This window comes from Tissierella praeacuta (assembly GCF_040396155.1).
GTDB classification, from domain to species: domain Bacteria; phylum Bacillota; class Clostridia; order Tissierellales; family Tissierellaceae; genus Tissierella; species Tissierella praeacuta_A.
In genome coordinates, this window is the sequence record NZ_JBEBOY010000003.1 from 104,076 (window position 1) to 128,147 (window position 24,072).

23 protein-coding genes and 2 other annotated features are annotated in these 24,072 nt (G+C 28.9%); of the genes, 17 read left to right on the forward strand and 6 right to left on the reverse strand.

Features of this window, described 5'->3' with window-relative positions; all coding sequences use genetic code 11:
• The first annotated feature begins 684 nt into the window (after positions 1-684).
• The 4 genes from ABWP20_RS02635 to ABWP20_RS02650 all read left to right on the forward strand — a co-directional run bounded on the left by ABWP20_RS02635 (position 685) and on the right by ABWP20_RS02650 (position 4,482).
• Entirely contained in the window at positions 685-1,020 is a 336-nt protein-coding gene (locus ABWP20_RS02635) for a hypothetical protein (RefSeq protein ID WP_353093455.1), read from the forward strand.
• 200 nt (positions 1,021-1,220) lie between these two features.
• The gene (locus ABWP20_RS02640; protein WP_353093457.1) at positions 1,221-1,769 is read left to right on the forward strand and encodes a hypothetical protein; all 549 of its coding nucleotides are present in this window, start codon (positions 1,221-1,223) and stop codon (positions 1,767-1,769) included.
• A gap of 320 nt (positions 1,770-2,089) precedes the next feature.
• Positions 2,090-2,812, forward strand: coding sequence for an ABC transporter ATP-binding protein (locus ABWP20_RS02645; RefSeq protein WP_353093459.1), 723 nt, complete (start codon positions 2,090-2,092; stop codon positions 2,810-2,812).
• A complete protein-coding gene (locus ABWP20_RS02650; RefSeq protein ID WP_353093461.1) occupies positions 2,809-4,482 on the forward strand; it encodes a putative ABC transporter permease subunit in 1,674 nt (557 codons plus the stop codon). Before ABWP20_RS02645 ends, ABWP20_RS02650 begins: the two co-directional genes overlap by 4 nt.
• A 50-nt stretch (positions 4,483-4,532) precedes the next feature.
• Here the strand turns inward: ABWP20_RS02650 and rpsD are convergent, their stop codons facing one another.
• Together rpsD and ABWP20_RS02660 are read right to left on the reverse strand one after the other, a co-directional pair.
• Positions 4,533-5,132 (reverse strand): 30S ribosomal protein S4, encoded by a 600-nt coding sequence (gene rpsD, locus ABWP20_RS02655; RefSeq protein ID WP_353093463.1) that lies wholly within the window; start codon positions 5,130-5,132, stop codon positions 4,533-4,535.
• A gap of 113 nt (positions 5,133-5,245) precedes the next feature.
• A complete protein-coding gene (locus ABWP20_RS02660; protein WP_353093465.1) occupies positions 5,246-5,665 on the reverse strand; it encodes an acyl-CoA thioesterase in 420 nt (139 codons plus the stop codon).
• 201 nt (positions 5,666-5,866) lie between these two features.
• On the opposite strand from ABWP20_RS02660, the gene ABWP20_RS02665 reads away from it, so the two are divergent.
• The 7 genes from ABWP20_RS02665 to ABWP20_RS02695 all read left to right on the forward strand — a co-directional run bounded on the left by ABWP20_RS02665 (position 5,867) and on the right by ABWP20_RS02695 (position 13,467).
• Positions 5,867-7,234, forward strand: a complete 1,368-nt coding sequence (locus ABWP20_RS02665; RefSeq protein ID WP_353093467.1) for an MATE family efflux transporter — start codon at positions 5,867-5,869, stop codon at positions 7,232-7,234.
• 18 nt (positions 7,235-7,252) lie between these two features.
• Complete coding sequence (locus tag ABWP20_RS02670; RefSeq protein ID WP_353093469.1) at positions 7,253-7,684, forward strand: DUF1893 domain-containing protein; 432 nt, start codon at positions 7,253-7,255, stop codon at positions 7,682-7,684.
• 33 nt (positions 7,685-7,717) lie between these two features.
• Positions 7,718-8,245, forward strand: a complete 528-nt coding sequence (locus ABWP20_RS02675) for an ECF transporter S component (protein ID WP_353093471.1) — start codon at positions 7,718-7,720, stop codon at positions 8,243-8,245.
• A 19-nt stretch (positions 8,246-8,264) separates the two neighbouring features.
• On the forward strand, positions 8,265-9,545 hold the full coding sequence (locus ABWP20_RS02680) for an amidohydrolase (RefSeq protein ID WP_353093473.1): 1,281 nt from the start codon (positions 8,265-8,267) through the stop codon (positions 9,543-9,545).
• A gap of 132 nt (positions 9,546-9,677) precedes the next feature.
• Entirely contained in the window at positions 9,678-11,120 is a 1,443-nt protein-coding gene (locus tag ABWP20_RS02685; RefSeq protein WP_353093475.1) for a spore germination protein, read from the forward strand.
• The gene (locus ABWP20_RS02690) at positions 11,107-12,351 is read left to right on the forward strand and encodes a Ger(x)C family spore germination protein (RefSeq protein ID WP_353093477.1); all 1,245 of its coding nucleotides are present in this window, start codon (positions 11,107-11,109) and stop codon (positions 12,349-12,351) included. Before ABWP20_RS02685 ends, ABWP20_RS02690 begins: the two co-directional genes overlap by 14 nt.
• 6 nt (positions 12,352-12,357) lie before the next feature.
• Complete coding sequence (locus ABWP20_RS02695; RefSeq protein WP_353093479.1) at positions 12,358-13,467, forward strand: GerAB/ArcD/ProY family transporter; 1,110 nt, start codon at positions 12,358-12,360, stop codon at positions 13,465-13,467.
• Here ABWP20_RS02695 and ABWP20_RS02700 read toward each other — a convergent pair whose 3' ends face one another.
• Positions 13,468-14,844 (reverse strand): sensor histidine kinase, encoded by a 1,377-nt coding sequence (locus tag ABWP20_RS02700; protein ID WP_353093481.1) that lies wholly within the window; start codon positions 14,842-14,844, stop codon positions 13,468-13,470.
• A gap of 201 nt (positions 14,845-15,045) precedes the next feature.
• Between ABWP20_RS02700 and ABWP20_RS02705 the strand changes: the two genes are divergently transcribed.
• Positions 15,046-15,390 carry a hypothetical protein gene (locus ABWP20_RS02705; RefSeq protein WP_353093483.1) on the forward strand — a complete coding sequence of 115 codons (345 nt, stop codon included), beginning with the start codon at positions 15,046-15,048 and terminating at the stop codon, positions 15,388-15,390.
• Between the two features lie 52 nt (positions 15,391-15,442).
• Here the strand turns inward: ABWP20_RS02705 and ABWP20_RS02710 are convergent, their stop codons facing one another.
• Together ABWP20_RS02710 and ABWP20_RS02715 are read right to left on the reverse strand one after the other, a co-directional pair.
• A complete protein-coding gene (locus ABWP20_RS02710; RefSeq protein WP_353093485.1) occupies positions 15,443-16,144 on the reverse strand; it encodes a response regulator transcription factor in 702 nt (233 codons plus the stop codon).
• A gap of 681 nt (positions 16,145-16,825) precedes the next feature.
• Positions 16,826-17,458: a hypothetical protein gene (locus ABWP20_RS02715; RefSeq protein ID WP_353093487.1), complete on the reverse strand. Its 633-nt coding sequence runs from the start codon at positions 17,456-17,458 to the stop codon at positions 16,826-16,828.
• Between the two features lie 600 nt (positions 17,459-18,058).
• On the opposite strand from ABWP20_RS02715, the gene ABWP20_RS02720 reads away from it, so the two are divergent.
• The 5 genes from ABWP20_RS02720 to ABWP20_RS02740 all read left to right on the forward strand — a co-directional run bounded on the left by ABWP20_RS02720 (position 18,059) and on the right by ABWP20_RS02740 (position 22,869).
• Entirely contained in the window at positions 18,059-18,295 is a 237-nt protein-coding gene (locus tag ABWP20_RS02720; protein ID WP_353093489.1) for an integrase core domain-containing protein, read from the forward strand.
• A gap of 203 nt (positions 18,296-18,498) precedes the next feature.
• Positions 18,499-18,738: a binding site (T-box leader), on the forward strand.
• A 208-nt stretch (positions 18,739-18,946) separates the two neighbouring features.
• Positions 18,947-19,864, forward strand: coding sequence for a cysteine synthase A (gene cysK, locus ABWP20_RS02725; protein WP_353093490.1), 918 nt, complete (start codon positions 18,947-18,949; stop codon positions 19,862-19,864).
• A 4-nt stretch (positions 19,865-19,868) separates the two neighbouring features.
• The gene (gene epsC / locus ABWP20_RS02730; protein WP_353093492.1) at positions 19,869-20,411 is read left to right on the forward strand and encodes a serine O-acetyltransferase EpsC; all 543 of its coding nucleotides are present in this window, start codon (positions 19,869-19,871) and stop codon (positions 20,409-20,411) included.
• Between the two features lie 55 nt (positions 20,412-20,466).
• Positions 20,467-20,671 (forward strand) — a binding site (T-box leader).
• Positions 20,672-21,101: 430 nt separating this feature from the next.
• Positions 21,102-22,094, forward strand: a complete 993-nt coding sequence (gene trpS, locus ABWP20_RS02735) for a tryptophan--tRNA ligase (protein ID WP_353093494.1) — start codon at positions 21,102-21,104, stop codon at positions 22,092-22,094.
• 10 nt (positions 22,095-22,104) lie between these two features.
• On the forward strand, positions 22,105-22,869 hold the full coding sequence (locus ABWP20_RS02740) for a YwaF family protein (protein WP_353093496.1): 765 nt from the start codon (positions 22,105-22,107) through the stop codon (positions 22,867-22,869).
• 57 nt (positions 22,870-22,926) lie between these two features.
• On the opposite strand, the gene mnmH is transcribed toward ABWP20_RS02740, so the two are convergent.
• The gene (mnmH, locus tag ABWP20_RS02745; protein ID WP_353093498.1) at positions 22,927-23,955 is read right to left on the reverse strand and encodes a tRNA 2-selenouridine(34) synthase MnmH; all 1,029 of its coding nucleotides are present in this window, start codon (positions 23,953-23,955) and stop codon (positions 22,927-22,929) included.
• Positions 23,956-24,072: the final 117 nt, after the last annotated feature.

Here is a 24,072-nt window from a genome sequence, read left to right on the forward strand (position 1 = left end):
TAAATTTAACTTTTGAGGTGTATTTTTATACTGTAAGAGTGTAGATATATTGATGGATTTGCTATTATAAATATATTACAGAAACTTAATATATATATTTTAAAGTTCAACAAACTTCGATATAACACTTATGCTATAGTGCTAATAAGCTTAGACAAGTAGTAATATATTTAATCTAAAATTTTCATTTTGATATTTGCAATAATATTTATTCGTCTCTAATGGTATTTTGTTAAATAAAAATATATTTATAAAGTCAATGCTTATGGAAATATTAGATAAATGTATAAATAAAAATATAATTAAAGTGTCACAAAATGACTTCTAATTTCGTTATATAATTATAAGGATAATTAAGGTAGAATTGTCTCAGTGAATTTATATGTAATTTCAAATTAATATATGGAGAGATGTCAATAATTAAGTATTTATCATAGATTCAATAGATTTTATATAATGTTTTAGCATAAAGATTAAGTTTTGTTTTAGGCATTTGATAGAAAAGCTATATAGTAATTATTTATGATTAATAATTAAAAGATTATCAATAAGGATATATGGAAGATGTAATGATGTCTTTTAGTGAAGCTTATAACATATTATGTAAGGGAGAGTTGAGTGAAAATTTAATTATTTAATGTTAGATACTATTGTTTATGACTTTAAAAAGGGAGGAAATGAATTATGAAAAAGCCGTTTATTGTTTTTGGATTATTACTAACAATGATTTTTACTTCGATTTCAATTTGGGGAAGTAATTTCATTGTAAAAGACGAGATGAAAATGGATCCTAATGTAAAAAGAGTTGTAACTGTTGGATATAGTGAAAAAGATAAAGAGGAAATATTTGGAGACCTTAGTGATGAAGAAATTAATAAAATTTTACAAGAAAAAACTGAAGAATTAATGAAAAATGGGAAATTAGATTTGCAAAATATAGAAAATGAAGATTCAATAGATTTAGATAAACTAATAATTTCCGTTTCAGATAGAGATTCTAACTGTGATGTTTTAGATTAAATAAAATAATTATCTAATGACCCTTCTCGAGAAGGGTCATTAGATAGCTATATATTATTTTAATTATTGACATAAAAGTATATTTATTACTAACTTAATAATTAGAGCAATATTATGAATTGATAAATATGATATTGTATACATTGCAATATCATAAGTAAACAAGTCTAATATTTGATAATATTTAGAAGGTGCTAAATATGTTAAAAAGGAAATCTATTGTCTTGAGTATAATAGGTGTTTGTCTAATTTTATTTTATAATTACTATAATATATATAGAGCTAAATCTAGAATTTATGAATATGTAGAGAGAACAATAAAACAGGATATTATTGAACTTAAATCTTTCATAGATAACAACAATATATTATTATTGGAAAGCATTGATAATAAAGAATTAAGTTATGAAGATTTAAAGAACTTAGTTTTTAATCATGAAGAAATCAATGTATTATTAACTAAAATCATTGAAAAAATAGATATTCTTAAGTCTGAAAAGTATGGAAAGAAAATAAAACAAGGAAATCAACGACTTAAGTGGAAGGATACACGAGATATCTATAGAGAAATTAGAAAAGAATTTAGCCTAGATATAGAATATATAAAATTAGACGAAAATTCCATTAATGATTTATGTATTATTCAAGAATACTATAAACAAAGTGATAATATTTTGGACAATATTATTACTGACTTTGATAAAGATATAGATATCTGGTCTAAAGAGATAAGTATATTATATCAATAGGAATATTGAATAGATTATAATTATATGAATTTTACTGAAATGTAGTGAGGTTAATTTATATAAGACTGTTAGAAAAGTATAAACAATTAAATATATAATAATTTCAATAACCACTTTTCCAGATTATAATTAAAGAAAGTGGTTATTTTATCTATGGAGGAGATATAATAAAAAGGTATATATGAGAATTATTATCTTTTTTTATCAATAAACAATAGATCAAAAATAAGGAATTAGGATAAAGGTCATTGTAGTTGTAGAAATTACAGCTGATACAATAAAATGATTAATATACTATACAAGACAAGGAGGAATGGAGTTTGCTAAAACTTGAAGGAGTTACTAAATCTTATAATAAGGGTTCAGTAAAAGCAGTAGATAATATTAATTTGGACATTAAGCCCGGGGAAATATTTGGATTTCTAGGACCTAATGGTGCGGGAAAAACTACTACAATAAAGATGATAGTAGGATTACTTAAACCAGATAGTGGCAAGGTAACAGTAGATACAGTAGATGCTTGGAAAGAGCCACTTATAGCTAAGTCTATGATTAGTTATGTACCAGATAATCCTGAAATTTATGATAGATTGAAGGGTATTGAGTATTTAAATTTCATAGCTGATATGTATGGTATTCCTAAAGATAAGAGGGAAGAAAGGATGAATTATTTCCTGGAAATATTCAACATAAAAGATGCTATAGGAGATATAATAGCCAGTTATTCCCATGGTATGAAACAAAAGATAGTTCTTACATCGGCTTTATTAAATGAACCTCAATTATTTATTTTAGATGAACCTATGGTGGGGCTGGATCCAAAATCAGCTTTTAATCTTAAAGAAATCATGAGAAAAATGTGTGATGAAGGAAAGACTGTGTTTTTTTCTACCCATGTATTGGAGGTAGCAGAAAAACTTTGCAATAGAATCGCAATAATAAATAAAGGGAAAATCGTAGCAGTGGGAACAATGGAAGAGTTGAGAGCTCATGCCACTGAAAAAGAATCCTTAGAAAACATATTCTTGGAGTTAACCGAATGATGAATAAAATAATTTCATTAATTAAAACTGATCTTAATACTACATTTGGTCTATCTTCTCTAGCATATAGATTTAAACTTAAGAAAAATAGATGGCAGATAATACTCTTTGGACTAGCTATGTTATCTTTATTACCGACTTATTTTCTTATTGTGAAAAGTTTAAATGGAATATACGATATCTATGATCAAATAGGACAGAAATCTATGTTTTTACTTTCAGGATTTTTAGTTTCGCAGATAATGATATTTCTATTTGGATTGCTTTATGTAATGAGTAAATATTATTTTTCTAATGATTTATCCAATTTAGTACCATTACCAATTAAACCATCGTATATATTAGGTTCTAAGTTCGTAACACTTATAATTAGCGAATATCTGACTTCTTTGCCTATAATACTGCCCTTTGTTTTTATTTATGGAATAAAAAATGTAGAAGGGGCTATTTATTGGATATATTCCATAATTTTAGTGGTCATGCTTCCGATTATACCATTAGTAATAGCATCTATAGTCATAATGTTTTTTATGAAATATACTAATGTTGGAAGAAAGAAGGATTTAATTAGGACAATTAGTGCAGTAGTCTTTCTTATGGCAATGATATATATCCAGATTAAGATTCAAACAATAACTCAAAAAGTCTTAATGCAAGGTGATGATTTTATTATAAATTTAGTGAAGGATTCTAATTTCCTAGTGAAGAAATTAGGTTTAGTATTTCCGCCTTCACAATGGGGAGCATTGGCTCTATCAAATATTTCTAGCGCATTAGGATTGATAAATTTATTATCTTTTATAGTAGTAAGTATCATATCTTTCTTCATTATGATACTTTTATCAGAAGGTTTATTTTTTGATGGCCTAATAGGAAATATTGAAATGTCAGCATCTAAGGGAAAAGGAAAAAACATATCTGTAAAAGACTTGTCTAAAGAAACTAAACCATACTTAGCATTGGCTAAGAAGGAAATTATAATGCTTTTTAAGACTCCTATATATTTACTAAATGCAGTAGGGGGAGTAATTATATTTCCCATAATACTTGTGATGTCAACTATAGCTGGGGGAGATGAATCCTTGTCCCGGATAATAGATATACTAGGAAATAATTCTGGGTTAATTACTTTAGCCAGCATAGGTTTTATTACAGCCTTAGGCATGTTAAACAGTATAGGAGCTACTACTTTTTCTAGGGAGGGTAAATGTTTTTGGATACAAAAGACTTTACCTATAAAAGTAGAGGATCAGATAATAGGTAGAGTATTATCATCTTTGGCTGTTCAAATATTAGGTATAATTGCTTTATTAATCAGTTTGGTTTTTATAGTTAAATTAGATATCCTAAGTATTATATTGATAATATTTTTAGGACTTTTAGGAAGTATTCCAATGACTCAGCTTGGCATGATAATAGATATATTAAGACCAATGTTAGATTGGGATAATCCACAAAAGGCTATGAAGCAAAATCTAAATGTATTAATTGCTATGGGAATAGGCGCTTTATATGTAGGAGGATTAATATTTTTAGTAATTCAAATAATAGATAATGTAGATATATATCTTATATATGGATTATTAACTTTAATATTTAGTATATCATCAGTAATATTATTTTGGGCTTTAAAAAAACTGATAACTAAACAGTTTGAAAGCATTGAGTGATGAATAAAAAAAGCTCTCATTTGAGAGCTTTTTATGTTAGTTTCAGACTATTACATAAGTCTTGAATAATATTCAACAACTAATTGATCATCTATTTCTATGGGAATTTCATTTCTTTCTGGATACTTAATTAGAGTACCAGACATTTTATTTTCATATTTTTCCAAGTAAGGATATTGATTTAAAAAGAAATTATTAAAATTTTCTTTGAAGAGTTCAACATTTTGGGATTTTTCTTTTAACTCAACAGTATCTCCTACTTGTACGATATAAGAAGGTATATCTATCTTTTTTCCATTTACTAAAATATGACCATGAACTACTATTTGTCTAGCTTGCCTAATGGATGAGGCAAAACCTAGTCTATATACTAAATTATCTAATCTCGTTTCTAAGATTTTAACTAAGGCATGACCTGTTTGTTCACTAGATTTCTTGGCTTGTCTAACGTATTTTGCAAATTGCTTTTCCATTACACCATAATATGCACGAAGCCTTTGTTTCTCTAACAATTGTCTTCCGTATTCTGTAAGTTTTTTATCAGCTCGAGAAGTTCCTCTAGCAGCTCTGTCCATTGCCTTAGGATGTCCACAAACATTCAAACCTAATCTTCTAGATTGCTTAAATCTAGGTCCCATCATTTTTGCCAATATTTATCACTCCATCAAAATTATTTGCCGCGATAATTTTGAGCCAATAATATTATAGCATAGAAAAAGAGGAAAGTAAATGATAATCGTTATCATTTACTTTCCTCTTTGATTTATTTTAAATTTTCTGCTCTTTCTCTTATTTTAATATCTTCTTCATCAATAGGGTATTCTAAAACTATGCCATGAGGTATTGTCTTATTATTTTCATCAACAAATACAAAGGTAATGAATCCATCTGATAATATTTCTTTACTATTATTTTTAGTCATTTTCCCATATACAGTAAAGCTGGTTTTTCCAGTTTTAGCTATTCTAGTTTCCAGATTTATTATATCACCTCTATTACCTGGAATTTTGAAGGTTAATCCATGAATATTTACACACACTATACTTTCAGGTTTTTGTGTAACTTTAGCACCACATATAAAACATGCTTCAACAAACCATTCTGCTCCTCTACCAGCAAATAATGTACCATGATGGTTTAAATCTTCTGATTTAACCAATCTAGATATTTTTACTATTTCCATTATCCTTACCTCCTTAGAATTAGATTGACAAAAACATTATAACAGAGCCATAATTAAAAGCAAATTATATTTATTATTCCTAATAGGCATGGTATAGTAGTATTATAGTTCTAAATATAGATATTGACTTGTTTAGAGTATCGAAATATATTATAATAATGAAAGTAGATATTAAAAAAATTAACTGCAAGGGGATATAGAATGGAGGAAAAACTTTTATCTGAAAATAAGGTAATTAGAAATAGAATATTATCTATGATTTTACCAATTACTGGGGAGAATATTTTGCAGATGACTGCAGGAATTGTACTTATGGCAATGGTTGGCAGAATTGATGCATATGCTGTTGGAGCCATAGGTATAGCTACAGTACTTTATAGGATATTATGGGGTATATTTAAAGGTATAGCAACGGGGACTTCTGTTTTGGTAGCTCAGTCCCATGGTGCAGGTAATTATAAGAAGTTAAAATCTATTTCTGAGCAATCATTTACTTTGTCCATATGTATAGCTATTATATTTCAGCAATTACTTTTTTGGTTTGCTGAGCCATTATTGAAAGTATTTAATCCAAATCCTAAATTACTTATGAATGGTGTATTATATCTTAGGATAATTTCTTGGTCATTGCCTTTTGCAGCTATTATACTTTTAGTTTCGGGAATACTTCAAGGAATGGGTAATGCAAGAACTCCCATGATAGCCGTTGCAATATTAAATATAGTTAATATTATTGCAGGATTTATTTTGGTAACTGGAAAAGCAGGCATTCCTTCCTTAGGATTACAAGGAGCAGGATATGCTTATGATACTGCGTATATTGTTGCAGCCATATTTGGCATAATAATGTTATTTGGGAGAAATGGAATCATAGCTAATATGGGGGAAAAATTAAATTTCAAATTTAAACCAGATGAAGCCCTGACGATACTTAGGCTTGGGTTACCAACATCCTTTGAAACATCATTCTGGCAGGCTGCATCTATATTTATTACAAGAGCTATTCTTACATATGGAGAACTGGCTTATTCTGCTTATCAATTGGGTTTACAGGCAGAATCCATATCTTATATGCCAGCAACAGGCTTTGGTGTTGCTGCAACAACATTTGTAGGATATGCTTTAGGAAGTAAAGATGAGGAATCTGGTAAAAAATATCTTAAACATCTGATGAAATATACTATAATAGTAACAATATTTGCTGCAGGTGTACTTATTATTTTTCCAAAACAGATAATGAAGCTTTTAGTAAAGGAAGATGAAGTTATTAGGATGGGAGCCATGTATTTACTTGTAATGGGTTTTGCTCAATTGCCTCAAAATATATCTGGAGTGTTAAACGGAGCTTTGAGGGGGGCAGGTTATGCAATGGTACCTATGATAAATGCAGGAATAGGACTTTGGATTATTAGGGTTCCATTTGTCATGATAATGGCATATATATTCAAAGCGGATATACTATGGATTTGGATAGGCATTGGAATAGATATGTGTTTTAGATTATTCTTTTCATATTGGTATTATAAGAGAAAGGATATCTTTGAAAATAATGCATTAATTATTGAATAAAAATAGGAAGGTGAGTATATGAAAGATTTAGAAATAGCGAGAAAACTTTTGCTAGAGGAAGATCTGGCATTAGTGGCCATAAAAAATGGCGAGGTAGTTTTTAAATCAAAGGATAAAGGTATTAAGCCTATGTATACTTTAGCCACTGAAATGAAGGCAAAGGCCTATGAGGCTTCATTGGCTGACAGAGTAATAGGTAAAGGGGCAGCTGTTTTATGTACTTATATTGGCATCAAAGAAGTATATGGAGAATTAATATCAGAAAGTGGACTGGCAATTTTAGATGAGTATAAAATTCCACATATTATAGATAATTCTTGTCCATATATAAAAAATAGAGATAAAACTGATTATTGTCCTATTGAGAAACTTTCACTAGATACTAAAGATCCTATATTATTATTACAAAGAATAAAGGAATTTTTTGCATCAATAAACAACAATCGATAGTGTTTTGCTATCTTATAGAAAGGAAGAGATTTTATGTACGAAAGAGATAATACTAGAAAATTGGTTATAGCGGGAGTGTTATTAGCTATAGGAATTATTATACCATTGATATTCCATGCTACAGGAATTCCAGGAAATGTATTTTTACCTATGCATATTCCTGTTTTATTGGGAGGATTTTTATTACCGTCTTATTTGGCATTATTATTAGGCATATTAACACCAATACTTAGTTCTTTACTTACAGGTATGCCCCCATTGTTTCCTATGGCAGTGATTATGGTCTTTGAGTTGGGGATTTATGGTCTAGTGGCTTCAATATTATATAGAAAGCTTAAATTGCCTTCTGTAATTTCTTTGGTATTATCTATGGTAGCTGGAAGGATAATGGCAGGTTTAGTAGTATTTATTTTAGCAGCTTTTTTTGCATATCAAATGGATCCTATAACTTTCATTATAGGAGGAGTTACAACTGGTATCCCAGGTATTGTGATCCAATTAATTTTAATACCGAGTTTGGTATATAGTATAATGAAATACACGACTCTAGATTTAGATTAATAATATTAGGGGGAATAGTATGTTAATTAAGAATATTGATTTGGTACCTATTGATGGGAAAAATGAAATAATTAAAAACACCAATATATATATAGAAAATAATACAATTACTCATATTGGTGAAATAAGAGAAGATATACAAGTTGAAAGAGTAATTGATGGAAAAAATAAAATAGCTATGCCGGGATTAATCAATGCACATACACATATAGGAATGTCTTTACTTAGAAATTTTGCAGATGATTTACCATTACATGATTGGCTGACAAAAAAAATCTGGCCTACAGAAGCAAAACTTAGAGAAGATGATGTATATTGGGGTTCTTTGCTAAGTATGGTTGAAATGATTCAAGGAGGTACAACAGCTTTCTGCGATATGTATTTCTTTATGGATGAAGTAGGTAAAGGACTAGAAGAATCAGGTATGAGAGGGGTACTTACTAGGGGATTAATCGAAGATGAAGAAGCTAAAGCTAAAATTAAAGAAACAAGAGAATTATTTAAAAATTGGAATGGAAAAGCAAATAATAGAATTAAAGTTATGGTAGCACCTCATGCACCATATACTTGTAGTCCAGATTTTCTAAAAGAAGCTTTTAATTTAGCTAAAGAATTAAACACAGGTATTCATATACATCTTTCTGAAACTAAAAAAGAAGTAGAGGATAGTTTTAAATTACATGGTAAATCGCCAATTAAACATGTATATGATTTAGGTATACTGGATCTGCATACTATTGCAGCTCATTGTGTTCATGTAAATGATGAGGATATTGACATAATGAAAGAGAAAAATGTGTTTCCAGTAAATAATCCAGGCAGTAATTTTAAATTAGCCAGTGGATTTGCGCCAGTTGATAAAATGCTAAATAAAGGAATTTCAGTGGCATTAGGCACTGATGGTTCTTCATCTAACAATAATTTAAATATGTTTGAAGAAATTAATCTAGCGGCTATTATAAATAAGGCTGTTAATTTAGATGCAGTATCAGTTCCAGCTATGTCAGCTATTGAAATGGCAACTATAAATGGAGCTAAGGCTTTAAATTGGCATAAGGAAATAGGTTCAGTAGAAGTAGGCAAGAAAGCAGATATATTGCTGATAGATACAGACAAGCCACATCTTTATCCACATCATAATATTATTTCATCTTTAGCTTATTCAGTTCAAGCCTCAGACGTAGATACAGTAATAGTAGATGGAAATATAATAATGGAGAAAAGAGAAATAAAAACATTAGATGTGGAAAAGATAAAGTTTATGGCGGAAAAACATGCAAAGAATTTAATTATAAGATAAAAAACATTATGCAGAATAAAAGTTCTGTAGATTTAAATATAATAATCATTAGGAATTTCCTAATGATTATTATATTTTTTGCATTAATAGTCAATAATCTATGGTAGTCGAAAAATTCTGAGGGTGAAAATTATGATTTCAAAGAATTTAGAAAAAAATAAAGATGAGTTAAAAAGAATATTTAAAAATTCCAGTGACCTAATTCTATATGAATTTGACACTTTATGTAATGTTAAGGCAACGGTTGGATATTTAGATGGGTTAATTGATAGGGGAGGATTAAATAATGATTTAATAAAACCATTAATCAAGGATTTGATATCTCCACAGGACGTATTATCTACAGTTTTCATAGCAGGTGCTAAAGAAGTATATGATATGGAAGACATTTTACATCCATTAACAATTGGAAATGTAGTGTTATTTATAGATGGGATAGACTCAGCATATTTATTTGAATTAGGTTACTGGGAAAGAAGAGTAGTAGATGAGCCTGGAAATGAGCGAGTAGTTAGAGGTCCCAAAGAAAGATTTATTGAAGATATTAATGTAAATAAAAGTCTCCTAAGACGAATAGTTAGAAATAACAATATAGTATTTGAAGACTATACTATAGGGTTGCAGACTAATACTCAGATTTCATTGGCTTATATAGATAGTTTAGTGGAGAAAAATATATTAGATGAATTAAGAAGAAGGATAGAAAGTATTAAAGCGGGAGAAATATTAGATGGAGCATATATACAGAGGTATATAGAGGATGCTCCACATACCATGATATGTACAGTTGGATATACGGAAAAGCCTGATGTAGCAGTCGGTAAAATATTGGAAGGGAGAATTGCTATTTTATGTGATGGAAGTCCTGATGTACTAACTGTACCAAAACTATTTATAGAAGACTTGCAAATGGCAGAAGACTATTATTCAAGACCTCAATATGGAACATTTCTTAGAATTTTAAGACTTTTTGCCCTAATTTCCTCCATAGTTTTACCTGGATTCTTTGTAGCATTGAAATCTTTTCATCAAGAAATGTTACCTACAAAACTACTTATGTCCATGGCTAGAAATATACAGGAAGTACCATTTACAGCTTTGATGGAGGCAGTACTTATGCTATTTTTTATTGAATTAATTAAAGAATCAGGTCTCAGAATACCTAATAATATAGGTACAGCAGTAACTGTAGTAAGTGGTATAGTACTGGGGCAGACAGCAGTTCAAGCAGGATTAGTAGGACCTTTAATGGTCATAGTTATTGCAACTACAGGGATATCAGAATTTATAGTTCCACAGCAAAGAGAAATAATAGTTATTTACAGGTTAATATTACTTCTTTTAGGTGGATTTTTAGGATTGTATGGCATAGCTTGTGGAATAGTAGCAATGATAATCCATGCTGTATCTTTGAAATCCTTTGGTGTTCCTTATATGTATCCTATAGTTCCATATGATAGAGAAGGAATGAAAGATTTTATCTTTATGAGTTCCATAAAGAATATGAATTATAGACCTAGAGCCTTAACTAATAAAGATGCCACAAGAAGGAATGGTATAGATGAAAAAAACTAAAAAAAATTTAATTATAGTAATATATTTAGTAATAACTTCTATAGCCCTTGTATCTGGTTCAGAAACCCGTGAATTACAAACTTTAGCTATAGTTACAGCAACAGGAATTGATTTAGAAGGTGATAAGGTGATAATTACCTGTGAAATAGTAGACCCTACATTTGGTGGCAGTCAACCATCAAGTAATTTAGCTCCTACGGAAGAAAATGTAATATTTGTTCAAGGTGTAGGTGAAACTGTATTTGAAGCAATTAGAAATGTAACTTTACATTTTGATAGAAAATTATTTTTTTCTCATGCTAGTGTACTTATATTTGGTGAAGAGTTTGCTAAGAAAGGTCTTAATGAGTGTTTAGATTTCTTTTTAAGAGATTATGAGCCAAGAGAGAGTGCATATATGGTAGTTGCTAAGGGGGCAAAGGCCTATGATGTAATAGGGGTTAGGGGAGAATTAAGTGAATCTTCTGGAGAATATTTAAAAGATATTTTTGATAAATTTGAGTATAGTGGAAAATGTTTTAGTGTAACTATGGCTGAATATTTTAGATATTATTATGAAGTAAGCAATGAACCTGTTATAGGAGTTATACAGAAAGTAGATCAAATGGTAATAGATGAGAAAAAACGCAGACAGATGACTACAAAATCAATAGTAGATGCATCAGGTGGAGCTGTACTTAAAAGGGACTATTTAGTAGGATATTTCGATGGAAATGAAATACTTGGTTATAACTTTATCATAGACCGTATAGGAGAAGGTGTTATTGTATTTAATATCAATGATGAACTAAATAAAGGGAAGCCTATTATTGGAAGTGAGAGAAAACCTAATACAATGGAAATTCTAAATTCAAAAACTAAAAATAGTGTTGAGATAAATGATGGACAAATACATTTAAATATAAACATAAAATTAAGAGTAGGATTAGGTGAAGAAAATAAAGCAGTCGATGTAACTGACTCCGAGGTTCTTAAAGCACTGGAAAAGTCTTGTTCTGAAAGAGTAGAAAGTCTTGTTTCAGCAACTATGGATAAAGGACAAAAGGAATTCAAGCAAGATAATTTCAATATTGGTGCGGTAGTACATCGTCAATATCCAGAAGTATGGAAAAAGATATCTAAAGACTGGCATAATATTTTTCCAGAGATATCTTATAGTGTTAATGTAGAAACGGATATAGTGAAGGTTGGAATAGTTAATGTGCCTAGTAATTTAAGAAAAAGGAGATAATTAAGTATGAGTGAAAAGATTTCATCAAGGCAAGCAATCTTATTTATTACTATTAGTAGAGTAACTACTATACTGACTACTATGCCTATAATCTATATGCCTCCAGCTAATCAAGATATTTGGATGGTTATTATAGTAGCCTTTTTTTATACTACTTTAGTATGTACTCCTTTATTATTTTTATCTAATAGATTTAATGAATTTACAATTATTGAATATACGGAAAAAATACTAGGTAAAGTTTTTGGTAAGGTTGTAGGGGCATTATATGGAATCTTTTTCTTAACGGTGGCAATTCTATTTTCTTATATAGCTATTCAAATGGTAAGGACTTCATTTCTAACAAATACAAAGCCTATTTTAACCATAATATTTTTAATGGGCTGTTGTATGTATGTTGCTTCTAAAGGGGTAGATGTTATACTAAGAGGCTCAGAGTTGCTTGTTCCAATTATTTTAGTTTTCATTATTATTTTTGTTGTTTTAGGATATAGCAGCATAGATTTAAAAATATTATTGCCTATATATAAAGACTCTAGTTTTCTAGATATTAATATAGGTGCAATACAGATGTCTTTCATATTTGTTGATATATTTATAATAAGTATGATTGCTCCCAAACTTGAGAATAAGAAAGATATAAATAAGATTTTTATTAAAGCCGTATTTTGTTCTTCATTATTTATATTGCTTGTAGTAGTAGCAACTCAAGCATCTTTGGGAATAGAGCAAACTAAACATTCCAATTTTCCTTTTCTAAGCTATATAAGACGTATGAAAACATATTCTATTTTTGAAAGAGTAGAGTCTGTTTATATACTTATATGGATAGTAGCTATGATGGGTAAAATTGTAATGTATACATATATTGCCACCGAGACATTTAAAGAAGTATTTAATAAAAAAGATAGAAATTTTATATTATATATTATAGGAACATTTATTATATTGATAACTTATTATTTTGCTGAATATAGACCTATATTAATAGAAATAAAATCAATACCATTATTAGAATATATTTATTATTTTATTTTTGAAACTTTTATACCTTTAGTTTTAGTGATAGTTTATATATTTAGAAGAAAAAAATTTAAAACAGGAGAAACTGAATAACTAGCTGTTTAAAGGAAGAATTATTGTAATTTCAGTGCCTTCTTTATATTTACTATCTACTGTTATTGTTCCTTCATGGGCTTCAACTATGGATTTTACAATAGAGAGCCCGAGTCCAGTTCCACCAGTACTTTTATTTCTTGAATCATCAGATCTATAGAATCTATCAAATATAAATGGCAGATTTTTTTCTTCGATTCCTATTCCATTGTCATTAACCTTAATAATAACACTTTCTTTTTCTTTTGTAAGAGTTACAAAAACTTTACCTTTTTCATTTAGATATTTAATAGAGTTTGAAAGAAGATTATACAGTATTTGCTTAAGTTTATCTATATCCATAGTAATCTCAATATTATTTTCAATATTGGTTTCTATAATAAAGCCTTTCTTTGTATATAGGGGAATAAATGTTGTAATAATATTATGAAGTTCTTTAGACATATTAAATTTAGTTTTATTAATAACAAGCTCTAATTCCTCTGATTTAAAAGAATCTTTAAGGTCATCAACTAAATTAGATAACCTATCTATTTCTTTCATCAAAATTTCTAAATGATCTTCATTAGGTTCCCATATTCCATCTATAATAGCTTCCATATGGGTTTTAAGTGTAGTAAGTGGAGTTCTAATTTCGTGAGAAATATTAGAAGCATATTTTTTTCTAATATTTTCCTGATTGGCTAAAGTCTCGCCTAGATAGTTAATAGAATCTGATAGTTCTAGAATCTCTACTGTATTAGTATTTATATTAGATTTTTTATTAAGATTACCCTTTCGTATTTCAACAGCTGTGTTTCTAATTTCTAATAAAGGACTAGTTAAAGATTTAGATAGTATAGTACTAGTTCCTAATCCAAAAAGGACTGTAAATATAGATGATATAAAGAATGATTTAGTTAAGGTATCTTTAAAAATAATTGCAGATTCAGTTAAATAAGCATTATCAATATATCCTATAATTAATTTCCCTACTTCATTCTCTTCATCAAGTAACGGATAAGATTTCTCAACATACTTCCCTTCAGGAATATTGTGCATTCTCATCATCATTCTTCTATGCATTTCTCCCATTCCGCCCATGCCATTTCCGTTACTGGACGTATATAAAATATTACCATCTAAATCTCTTATTTGAATATATACATCTTCTAAAGAGGCGTAGGAGTTAATTTCCTTTTGATATAATTTATATCCATTTTTATTATATAATTCATTTATTTCATCACATATTTGTTGAAGCTTATTTTGTTGCTCTTCAGCAAGATAAATTTCAAATTTATTATTTATCATTAAATTCGATGTGAAGCTAATGATAATAGTAGAAAGAAGGATTGAAAATAGAAGGCTCAAAGTAAGCTTTTTAGAAAGTTTCATATATATTCCTCCAATAATTGCCAGAAAGTAGTCTAAATCATAAATATTAGATTGTTTTGGCAATATAAAATTTATAATATATATTATAACAGTTAATTTTGAATTCATTATAAAGAAATCTGAGATAATTTCATTTTTCTCCATATTTCCTTCACAATTTGTAGCTATAATAAAGCTATAAATTGAAAGGAGAGATTTATTATGAAGAAATCATTAGTAATAGGGGCAGCAGTATTAAGTTTAGGAATTAGTTCTATAGTTTCATATGCTGATACAGCAAAAACACCAAATATAATTCCTGAAAATAAAAATACAAATTTTAGTACAGAAGATAGAGAAGCATGGTTTAAAGAAAGAAATGAATATAGAAAAGGAGAAATAAAAAATGCTCTGGAAAAGGGATTAATAACTGAGAAAGAAGCAGATGCATGGGAAGAGCATTTTGATTATATGGAAAAATTCCATAGTGAAAATGGACTTGTGCCAGGTGGCTGTCATGGAAATGGTTTTGGCAGAGGTATGGGGATGATGGGAAGAAGTCGTTGAGGAAGATAAGCAAACCGCAATAAATCCGCTTTATTATTACAATAAAGTGGATTTATTGTTTTTCTATTTCAAATTTATATCCTGCACCATAGACTGTATGAATATATTCAGGAAATCTAGGGGTGTTTTCAATTTTTTGCCTAATATTTTTTATATGAGTATCTATAGTTCTATCAAAACCTTCATATCCAAAGCCAAGAGAAAGTTCTATTAACTGATCCCTTGAAAGAACATGGTTTATATTAGATATAAGGGCTAATAAAATTTTAAATTCATTTGTTGTTAAGTTGATATTTTCGCTATTTTTTTTGACTATCATTTTATCCACTTCAATTTCCAAATCTCCATTATTGAAACTAAGCTTTTCTGCTGAAGGCCTAGAATTAGGATAGGCTCTTCTAAGTAATGCTTTTACTCGACTAATTAATTCCCTAGGACTGAAAGGTTTTAGTACATAATCATCAGCGCCTATTGATAAGCCTTCAATCCTATCATCTTCATGAGTTTTCGCAGTTAACATTATAATTGGAACATCTGATATAGACCTTACTCTTTTACATACCTCTTCACCAGAAATCTTGGGTATCATCAAATCTAATATAATTAAATGAATGTCATTATTACTAAATAAATTTAAAGCAGCCTCCCCATCATAAGCTAAAAATACTTTAAATTTTTCTCTAGATAAATATGCATTAATAACATCTGAAATATTCTTTTCATCTTCTACTAATAAAATATTTGTATAATTCAAGTTTAATCACCTCATAATCATATTACCCAAAAGAATAATAAAAAGATAGAAAAAAATAAAAAAATGATATGAGATAATTCAGATATGACAGAAAACAATAATAAAAGAAAGATTTCTGATATAATTTTAGTGAACCAAAGCAAACAAGAATATCGGAGGGATATTTCTTATGAAATTAATTATGATAGAAGAGATAAGGTTTTATCAAAGAGTAGTCAAATATGCTATTAAATATAATAATAACCTTTAGCGTACAAAGATTTTTTTGTTTTTTCTACTATCTACTTGATAGGAGCATGTTCATTTAGGTTCTAGTATTGTGTTTATGAAATAATTAAATATTGACAGAATAAAGAAATTCTTGGATAAAAGAAATTTCACCCAAGGATTTCTTGTTATTGAATCATAATACTTATTTACATAATATTACCATATAAAATTCGAGTATCTCCATAAGGATAATAAAATGGCTTTCAATTTAAACCATAAATTATTGAACTTACGTCAATATACCATATTTAAAATTAAAGGATTCAAAAATCTTCTTAAATATTAATAATTTAATTGACAACGAATATCTGGTAATTAGGAAACTTGTCAATTAAGTTTATCAAATGAAAGCACCATTCAAATTTATTAAATCAAGATAAAAATTTTATAAATTTCATCTAATTTGTAAAATTACCATGTTACTATATTACTAACATGTATAGTACCATAATCAAGTTTTGATCCTAGAGATGTCCCAAATGTAGCATTCAGACGATAATTTCCATAAAATTCTATTGCTTCTCCGCTATTTTTATATGAATATCCTGTTCTAATATTATTAACTTTTATATTCCATGCACTACCAAAGTTAGCATAAACACTTATATTAGGATTACCTTGTGCAGTTAATGTTCCATCAGAATTCTTCATATAAGATACACTCATAGATGTTATCCATTCTTGCGCTCGTCTATTTTCTATATCATATCCATAATAACCAGTTACAAATTCGCGTTTAACATCAGAAGATATATCATAAATCTGATGCTTAATGATTTCTTCGCTATAAACCAAAAATAAATTATTCTCCTTCAATAAATTATTAACTTGACCATATTCACATTCAAATAATTTGTTTTTTATTTCTTCACTATCAACTAAGTCTCCCAAACTATCTACAGCTATTATTTCAGAAATATTTTTATCAGAAATATAATTTTCTAAACTCTTAGTTTCTGAATTAACACCAAAATTTGCAAAAACAATAAAAGCTAAAAATATAATAATAACACTGCATAATAACAAAACAACAATTTTTTTCATAAAATTTCCCTCTTAAATTTTCATTTCAAAAAACTTATTTCTTTCTTATTCTTAATAGAAGAATTAAATTAGGAATATTAAATTTAAAAAATAAAACTATTTCTGCTTCTCTTTCCCCCCCCTTAAGTGTATTAACAATACCATAAACTACAATTTAAGTAAACCTTATTTTAAAGATATTTTTATATATTGATTATAGCCAACCTTCCAGTGGTAATTTTCTACTGGTTATTTTAAATCATCTTCTAAGTCTCCATCCTCATTATAGGTATTAATTAAATTCCATATCATCAAGTTTTAATTTTTGTTGTATTTCTCCTAATTTACTGCCAAAATCAGTAAGCCATCTGTTTACGAATGCTTTATCTAACATAAATACTGTATCATCTATAAGTTTTTCATCAACTTGTTCTTCTCATCTTTTATTGTATATTTATCTACTTCAGCAATTGATTTTTCAATTTATTCTCTTGTTTAAACAGGAAAATTCTACCCACTTTTTATGAGATATATAATAATCTTTATCTGTGAAATATGATTTATTTGTCATGACTTGAACTAGCAAGTAGAAAATCAAAGTTTGAAAAGTATTTAGAAAAAATGAATATAAAGCATAAACGTGTTTGTCCTTACTTACCATGGCAAAATGGTATAGTAGAAAGTCATAGGATAGATAATAAGTTGTTTTACAGTGAGAGACGATTTGCAAGTTACAAACAAATGCTAAAAGTGTTTAGAAGATATATTAAGAGATATAATAATATAGCAAGAAAAGTTCTTAATTTTATGACTCTAAATGAAATGGTTGAGGACCATAACTTTAAAAATGATGATTAAGATAATATTTCTAATAGTTATTTAATCAAGGACCGCTGTCGATTTCCTCCTTGACAAAATAACTATTAGAGATTTAGTGAATTCACAACATTATTAGAATAATTATAAGGTGATATTATCAAAAGTTAATTATAGAAAAATAAAAAAACACTTTATTTTTATGAACTATTATGCTATACTTGAATATAATATTTAAAACATACTAAAATGCTATGAATTGGTAAAGTAAATTATAGAGAGTATCCAAGAGAGGATTCTATTGGTGGGAAGAATCTATACTATATATATTTGAAGTGCACCAAGGAGCATGGAGTCGAAAATGTTAGTAGACTTATACGGTGGTTCCCGTTATAGAACTAGAGTATGAAAGTACTTGAATTGAGCTGGGGATTATTATTTCCTCAAGCAGAGTGGGACCGCGAAATTTACCTTTTGCCTCTGTATATTTATATATACATGGGCAAAAGGTTTTTTTATTTAGTCCCTAAATATATGAAGAAGGTGATAAAAATGTTAGAGGAATTTTACCCATAGATGAGGATAAACTAGTAGTATGCTTTTCTTTATAAGGAACTAAAGACTCCAGTATTTTATGGTTTTAAATTATTAATTATCAAATTATGCATTGAATAAAAAAGGGAGGTATATAAAATGATATTAAACAATATTGGAGAAGCAGTAGGAAAGACACCGATTGTAAGATTGAATAAAATTAAAGAGGAAGGCTCAGCAGAAATACTTGTAAAAATTGAGTCATTTAATCCTTCAGGAAGTGTAAAGGATAGAGCGGCTTTATATATGATAGAAGCAGCAGAAAGAGAAGGAATTTTAACTAAAGGTGGTACTATAATTGAACCTACTAGCGGAAATACAGGTGTTGGTTTGGCTATGATGGGAGCTGCAAAAGGATATAATGTAATTTTAGTTATGCCAGACACTATGAGTATTGAGAGAAGAAAACTAATGCAAGCTTATGGTGCAAAAATTATACTGACGGAAGGAAAATATGGTATGGCAGGTTCAGTGGAATTGGCAAATCAATTAGCTAAAGATAAAAACTATTTTATGCCGAATCAGTTCGCAAATAAAAATAATTTAACAGCTCATTATGAAACAACAGGAGTTGAAATACTTCAAGCTACTGATGGAAACATAGATGCATTTATAGCAGGAGTTGGAACAGGTGGAACTGTATCAGGAACAGGTAAAAGATTGAAAGAGTATAACAAAGATATATTGGTAGTGGCAGTTCAACCAGATAAATCTCCAGTTTTAACAGGAGGTAAACCAAATGGTCATAAAATACAAGGAATAGGTGCAAACTTTATACCAGATATATTTGATAATGACATAGTAGATGAAATACTAGATATTGATGAAGAAACAGCATATTCATATGCTAAAAGATTAGCAGCAGAAGAGGGAATCCTAGTTGGAATTTCAGCAGGGGCAAATGTTGCTGCTGCAAATATAATAGCAAAAAGACTAGGTGAAGGTAAAAAGGTGTTGACTATTCTTCCAGATACTGGAGAAAGGTATTTATCTATAGACTTATTTAATGGAGAGTGATTCTATGTTTAAGTATCTCATAGAAGAAGCAAATAATATATTAGAAAAAGATCCTGCAGCTAAAAATCTTTTTACAGCTATGTTTTTCTATCCAAGTCTAAAGGCAATAATTTATCATAAGATTGCATATAAACTGTATGAGAGAAAAAGATTCGTACTTTCTTGGATGATATCACAACGAGCTAGAAGAATAACTGGAATTGAGATACATCCAGGAGCTAAAATTGGAAAAAAATTATTTATAGATCATGGAATGGGTGTAGTAATAGGTGAAACTGCAGAAGTAGGAGATAATGTGTTGATGTATCATGGTGTAACACTTGGCGGAATAGGCGGTGAAAAAGGTACTAAAAGACATCCTACTATAGAAGATGATGTTATAATTGGTGCAGGCGCTAAGATATTAGGTCCTATAACTATTGGGAGAGGAGCTAAAATTGGTGCAAATTCCGTAGTCTTAGACGATGTGCCACCATATTCTACAGCAGTTGGTGCTCCAGCAAGAGTAGTTCGAAAAAAATATAATGCCTATATTTACGTTGTATAAATCTGATTAAATATATTTTCTGTTTACAATATAAAAATCTAGAGTATAATATATAATAAGAGCAATGAACAAGAGTAGTAATCATAAAAAAGGTCTAAAGCGAACTAGGAATAGTGAGAGCCTAGTGATACTGTTATGATGAATGGACTTGTGAGTTTATATCTGAAATAAGTAAGATATAGGATTTATCCACCTTACAGGATTAAAGCCGGCTTTTAGCAAGAAGAGTGGTACCGCGGAATTATCCTTTCGTCTCTTTAATCAGAGATGAAAGGTTTTTTTTATGACCTAACTTAGCGAACGTAGTGAGCTTTAGTAGGTCAAACGCAACGAACGCCAAATTCATGCGAATGATAATGAGCAAATGAATTTGTGCAGTGAGACTGCGGGAAATGACCTAACTTAGCGAACGTAGTGAGCTTTAGTAGGTCAAACGCAACGAACGCCAAATTCATGCGAATGATAATGAGCAAATGAATTTGTGCAGTGAGACTGCGGGAAATGACCTAACTTAGCGAACGTAGTGAGCTTTAGTAGGTCAAACGCAATGAGCACCAACCTTAATGTAGAATTTATCATTGGGAGTGTCCGTTAGGACCAAATCTATACGAGCGTAGCGAGTAAATAGATTTGAGTTGCGAAACTGCGAGAAGCTATTTAAATTATAAATTAGTGAAAGGAGATATTTATATGGAAAAGAAAACTGTATTTAGTGGAGTGCAACCATCAGGAGCATTGACTATTGGAAATTATATAGGAGCTATAAAAAATTGGGTAGACTTACAAGAAGAATATGATTGCTACTATTGTATTGTTGATATGCATGCTATTACAGTACCTCAAGTACCAAAGGATCTTAGAAAAAATACATTAGAGGTATTGGCATTATATTTAGCTTGTGGAATGGACCCAGAAAAATCCACGATATTTATTCAGTCCCATGTGCCAGCTCATGCAGAATTAACCTGGGTATTAAATAGTATATCATATATGGGGCAACTAAATAGAATGACTCAATATAAAGAAAAATCTAGAAGATCAGAGGAAAATTTAAATGCTGCTTTATTTACTTATCCAGTTTTGATGGCAGCAGATATACTTTTATATCAGGCTGATTTAGTACCAGTAGGGGAAGATCAAAAGCAACATTTAGAGTTAGCTAGAGATTTGGCTGTTAGGTTTAATAATAAATATAGTGATACTTTTAAAGTTCCAGAACCTTTAATCAAGGAATTCGGAGCAAAAATAATGAGTCTTCAAAATCCAGAAGCAAAAATGAGTAAATCAGATTCAGATGAAAATGGATATATATTGATTTTAGATAATAAAGATGCCATAAGAAGGAAGATAAAAAGAGCAGTTACAGATTCCTTAGGTGTAATGTCTTATAATGATGACCAATCTGGATTAAAAAATTTATTAACAATTTATAGCATATTTTCAAAGGAAGAAATATCAGAAATAGTAAACCGCTATGAAGGGCAAGGCTATGGAAAATTCAAAGATGATTTAGCTGAAGTAGTTGTAGAAGGTCTTTCACCAGTTCATGATAAATTTGAATATTTAGTGAAGAATAAGGATTATTTAGAGAAGGTATATAAAGAAGGAGCCGAAAAAGCTGAATATCAAGCCATGAAGACACTTAGAAAGGTATATAAAAAGGTAGGATTTATACCAAGATAGGAGTGGATTTATGAAAGGATTAAAATACTTTTTTAGAGGAAGTCCAGATGGTTATGTGTTTCCAATATGGAGTTTAACACATCTTATAATTATTATAATAGCATTTTTAGGAGTCCAATATATATTATTAAATAAGAGAAAGTTTAAAATACCCCTAATCAGGACGAAATTTAAACGTTTGATAATTGCTGTTTTATCCTTACAGCAGATAATATTGTATCTTTGGTATGGATTTTCAGGATATGGCAATATAAGGGAAAGCTTACCATTATATAATTGTAGGATTGCTATTATTTTTACAGTTTTAAGTTTATTGACAGATAAAGATATATTTAAAAATATAGCCTGTTATTGGGGATTAGCAGGCTCAATATTAGTTATAATGATACCTACTGATGTTTATCCCTTTTCATTTCCCCATTATACCAATGTTTCTTATTTTATAGGGCATATTGGATTATTATGGTCTACTGTTTATTTTTTAATAGTTGATGAATATAGGATAAATAAAAGTAGTCTCAAGACAATATTATACTTTACCAATATTTATCATTTATTGGTTTATATATTTAATATATTTACTAATTCTAACTATTGTTATTTGAATAAGTCACCTTTTGCCAATATATTTTTTACAAGATTTATGTCGCCAATGGTCTATAGTTTAATGGTGTTTCTTATATTTAATATATTTATGATTTTAATATATTTAATAGCTAAAACCATATATAAAGTAGTAGGTGTAAATGAAGAACTAGTTGAATTTGCATCATAGATACTTATATATAAAGAATCAAGCTAATTTTATAGCTTGATTTTTATATATGAGTATCTAACTTAGTTTTTTAAATCTTTCAATTATATCTTCAGCTGTTGAAATAGCATTATCGTTAAAAAATACTTTGCTATATTGTCTTCCTTTATTTTCATATAATGGGTCATAATATTTGACAATTAACTCTTCTATTATTTGTTTATATTCATGTTGGCCAATTAATTCTATATACCTATTAATATTTTTATCGCCTAAATATTTTCTCAAATCATTTAATGAAGATATAAGCTCAGTATCTGTATCGTGAACATATTCCTTTAAAAGATTATCAATTCTTTTTTCCATACTAGTTTCAATTTTTATATTTATTCCATCATTCATTGCATCATATAGATAAGAAGGTATTATATCTCTGCCTATTTTTTTACTTTCTCCTTCTACAAATACAAGATTTGTTTTTCTATTTCTTAAGGATTCATATATTAGACTTTCGAACATCTTTTGTGTATTTTGTTCACCAAGTCCAACACTTCCAAGAACAGAGCCTCTATGATTAGCACATCCTTCAAGGTCGAGAACATCCATTCCTTCTTTTTTAAGATATTTTAGAATATCAGTCTTTCCAGTTCCAGTATTTCCATAAAGGACTACAAACTGTATCTTTTCAATTACTGTTGGAAGATGTTCGTTTATATATTTTCTATAGCCTTTATATCCGCTATCAAGTTTAATGGCATTTATTCCAATGGATCTAAAAAGAGAAACTAATGAACTACTTCTAAAACCTCCTCTAGCACAAAAAAATACAAGATTCTTATATTTTTTATCAAACTCTAATACTTTGTTATAAATATCTGGAAGATGTTTTGACGCAACCTCTATACCAATTATTTTAGCTTTTTCAATACTTTCTTGTTTATAGACTGTACCTATTAATTCTCTTTCTTCATCATTGAAAATAGGAATATTGAAAGCCCCTGGTATAGTCTGAGATTTATATTCACGAGGGGATCTAACATCTATTAGTACATGATTTGCATCTATTCTTTCTTGGTCTATATTTTCGTAATTAACAATTTCAAACATAAAATTCCCTTCTTCTATTAAGATTAAAATATACATATGCTATTATATCATAAGCTTTATCTATAACAAGTAAAACTATATAAAAATTAATAATAGAGTAGATAGCAATTTGCCATC

Bases quoted from the DNA above. Each gene is read 5' to 3' on its own strand.
- ABWP20_RS02635 (WP_353093455.1), top strand. From the start codon at position 685: ATGAAAAAGCCGTTTATTGTTTTTGGATTATTACTAACAATGATTTTT.
- ABWP20_RS02640 (WP_353093457.1), top strand. From the start codon at position 1,221: ATGTTAAAAAGGAAATCTATTGTCTTGAGTATAATAGGTGTTTGTCTA.
- ABWP20_RS02650 (WP_353093461.1), top strand. From the start codon at position 2,809: ATGATGAATAAAATAATTTCATTAATTAAAACTGATCTTAATACTACA.
- ABWP20_RS02660 (WP_353093465.1), bottom strand. From the start codon at position 5,665: ATGGAAATAGTAAAAATATCTAGATTGGTTAAATCAGAAGATTTAAAC.
- ABWP20_RS02665 (WP_353093467.1), top strand. From the start codon at position 5,867: ATGGAGGAAAAACTTTTATCTGAAAATAAGGTAATTAGAAATAGAATA.
- ABWP20_RS02670 (WP_353093469.1), top strand. From the start codon at position 7,253: ATGAAAGATTTAGAAATAGCGAGAAAACTTTTGCTAGAGGAAGATCTG.
- ABWP20_RS02675 (WP_353093471.1), top strand. From the start codon at position 7,718: ATGTACGAAAGAGATAATACTAGAAAATTGGTTATAGCGGGAGTGTTA.
- ABWP20_RS02680 (WP_353093473.1), top strand. From the start codon at position 8,265: ATGTTAATTAAGAATATTGATTTGGTACCTATTGATGGGAAAAATGAA.
- ABWP20_RS02685 (WP_353093475.1), top strand. From the start codon at position 9,678: ATGATTTCAAAGAATTTAGAAAAAAATAAAGATGAGTTAAAAAGAATA.
- ABWP20_RS02690 (WP_353093477.1), top strand. From the start codon at position 11,107: ATGAAAAAAACTAAAAAAAATTTAATTATAGTAATATATTTAGTAATA.
- ABWP20_RS02695 (WP_353093479.1), top strand. From the start codon at position 12,358: ATGAGTGAAAAGATTTCATCAAGGCAAGCAATCTTATTTATTACTATT.
- ABWP20_RS02700 (WP_353093481.1), bottom strand. From the start codon at position 14,844: ATGAAACTTTCTAAAAAGCTTACTTTGAGCCTTCTATTTTCAATCCTT.
- ABWP20_RS02705 (WP_353093483.1), top strand. From the start codon at position 15,046: ATGAAGAAATCATTAGTAATAGGGGCAGCAGTATTAAGTTTAGGAATT.
- ABWP20_RS02715 (WP_353093487.1), bottom strand. From the start codon at position 17,458: ATGAAAAAAATTGTTGTTTTGTTATTATGCAGTGTTATTATTATATTT.
- ABWP20_RS02720 (WP_353093489.1), top strand. From the start codon at position 18,059: ATGAATATAAAGCATAAACGTGTTTGTCCTTACTTACCATGGCAAAAT.
- cysK (WP_353093490.1), top strand. From the start codon at position 18,947: ATGATATTAAACAATATTGGAGAAGCAGTAGGAAAGACACCGATTGTA.
- epsC (WP_353093492.1), top strand. From the start codon at position 19,869: ATGTTTAAGTATCTCATAGAAGAAGCAAATAATATATTAGAAAAAGAT.
- trpS (WP_353093494.1), top strand. From the start codon at position 21,102: ATGGAAAAGAAAACTGTATTTAGTGGAGTGCAACCATCAGGAGCATTG.
- ABWP20_RS02740 (WP_353093496.1), top strand. From the start codon at position 22,105: ATGAAAGGATTAAAATACTTTTTTAGAGGAAGTCCAGATGGTTATGTG.
- mnmH (WP_353093498.1), bottom strand. From the start codon at position 23,955: ATGTTTGAAATTGTTAATTACGAAAATATAGACCAAGAAAGAATAGAT.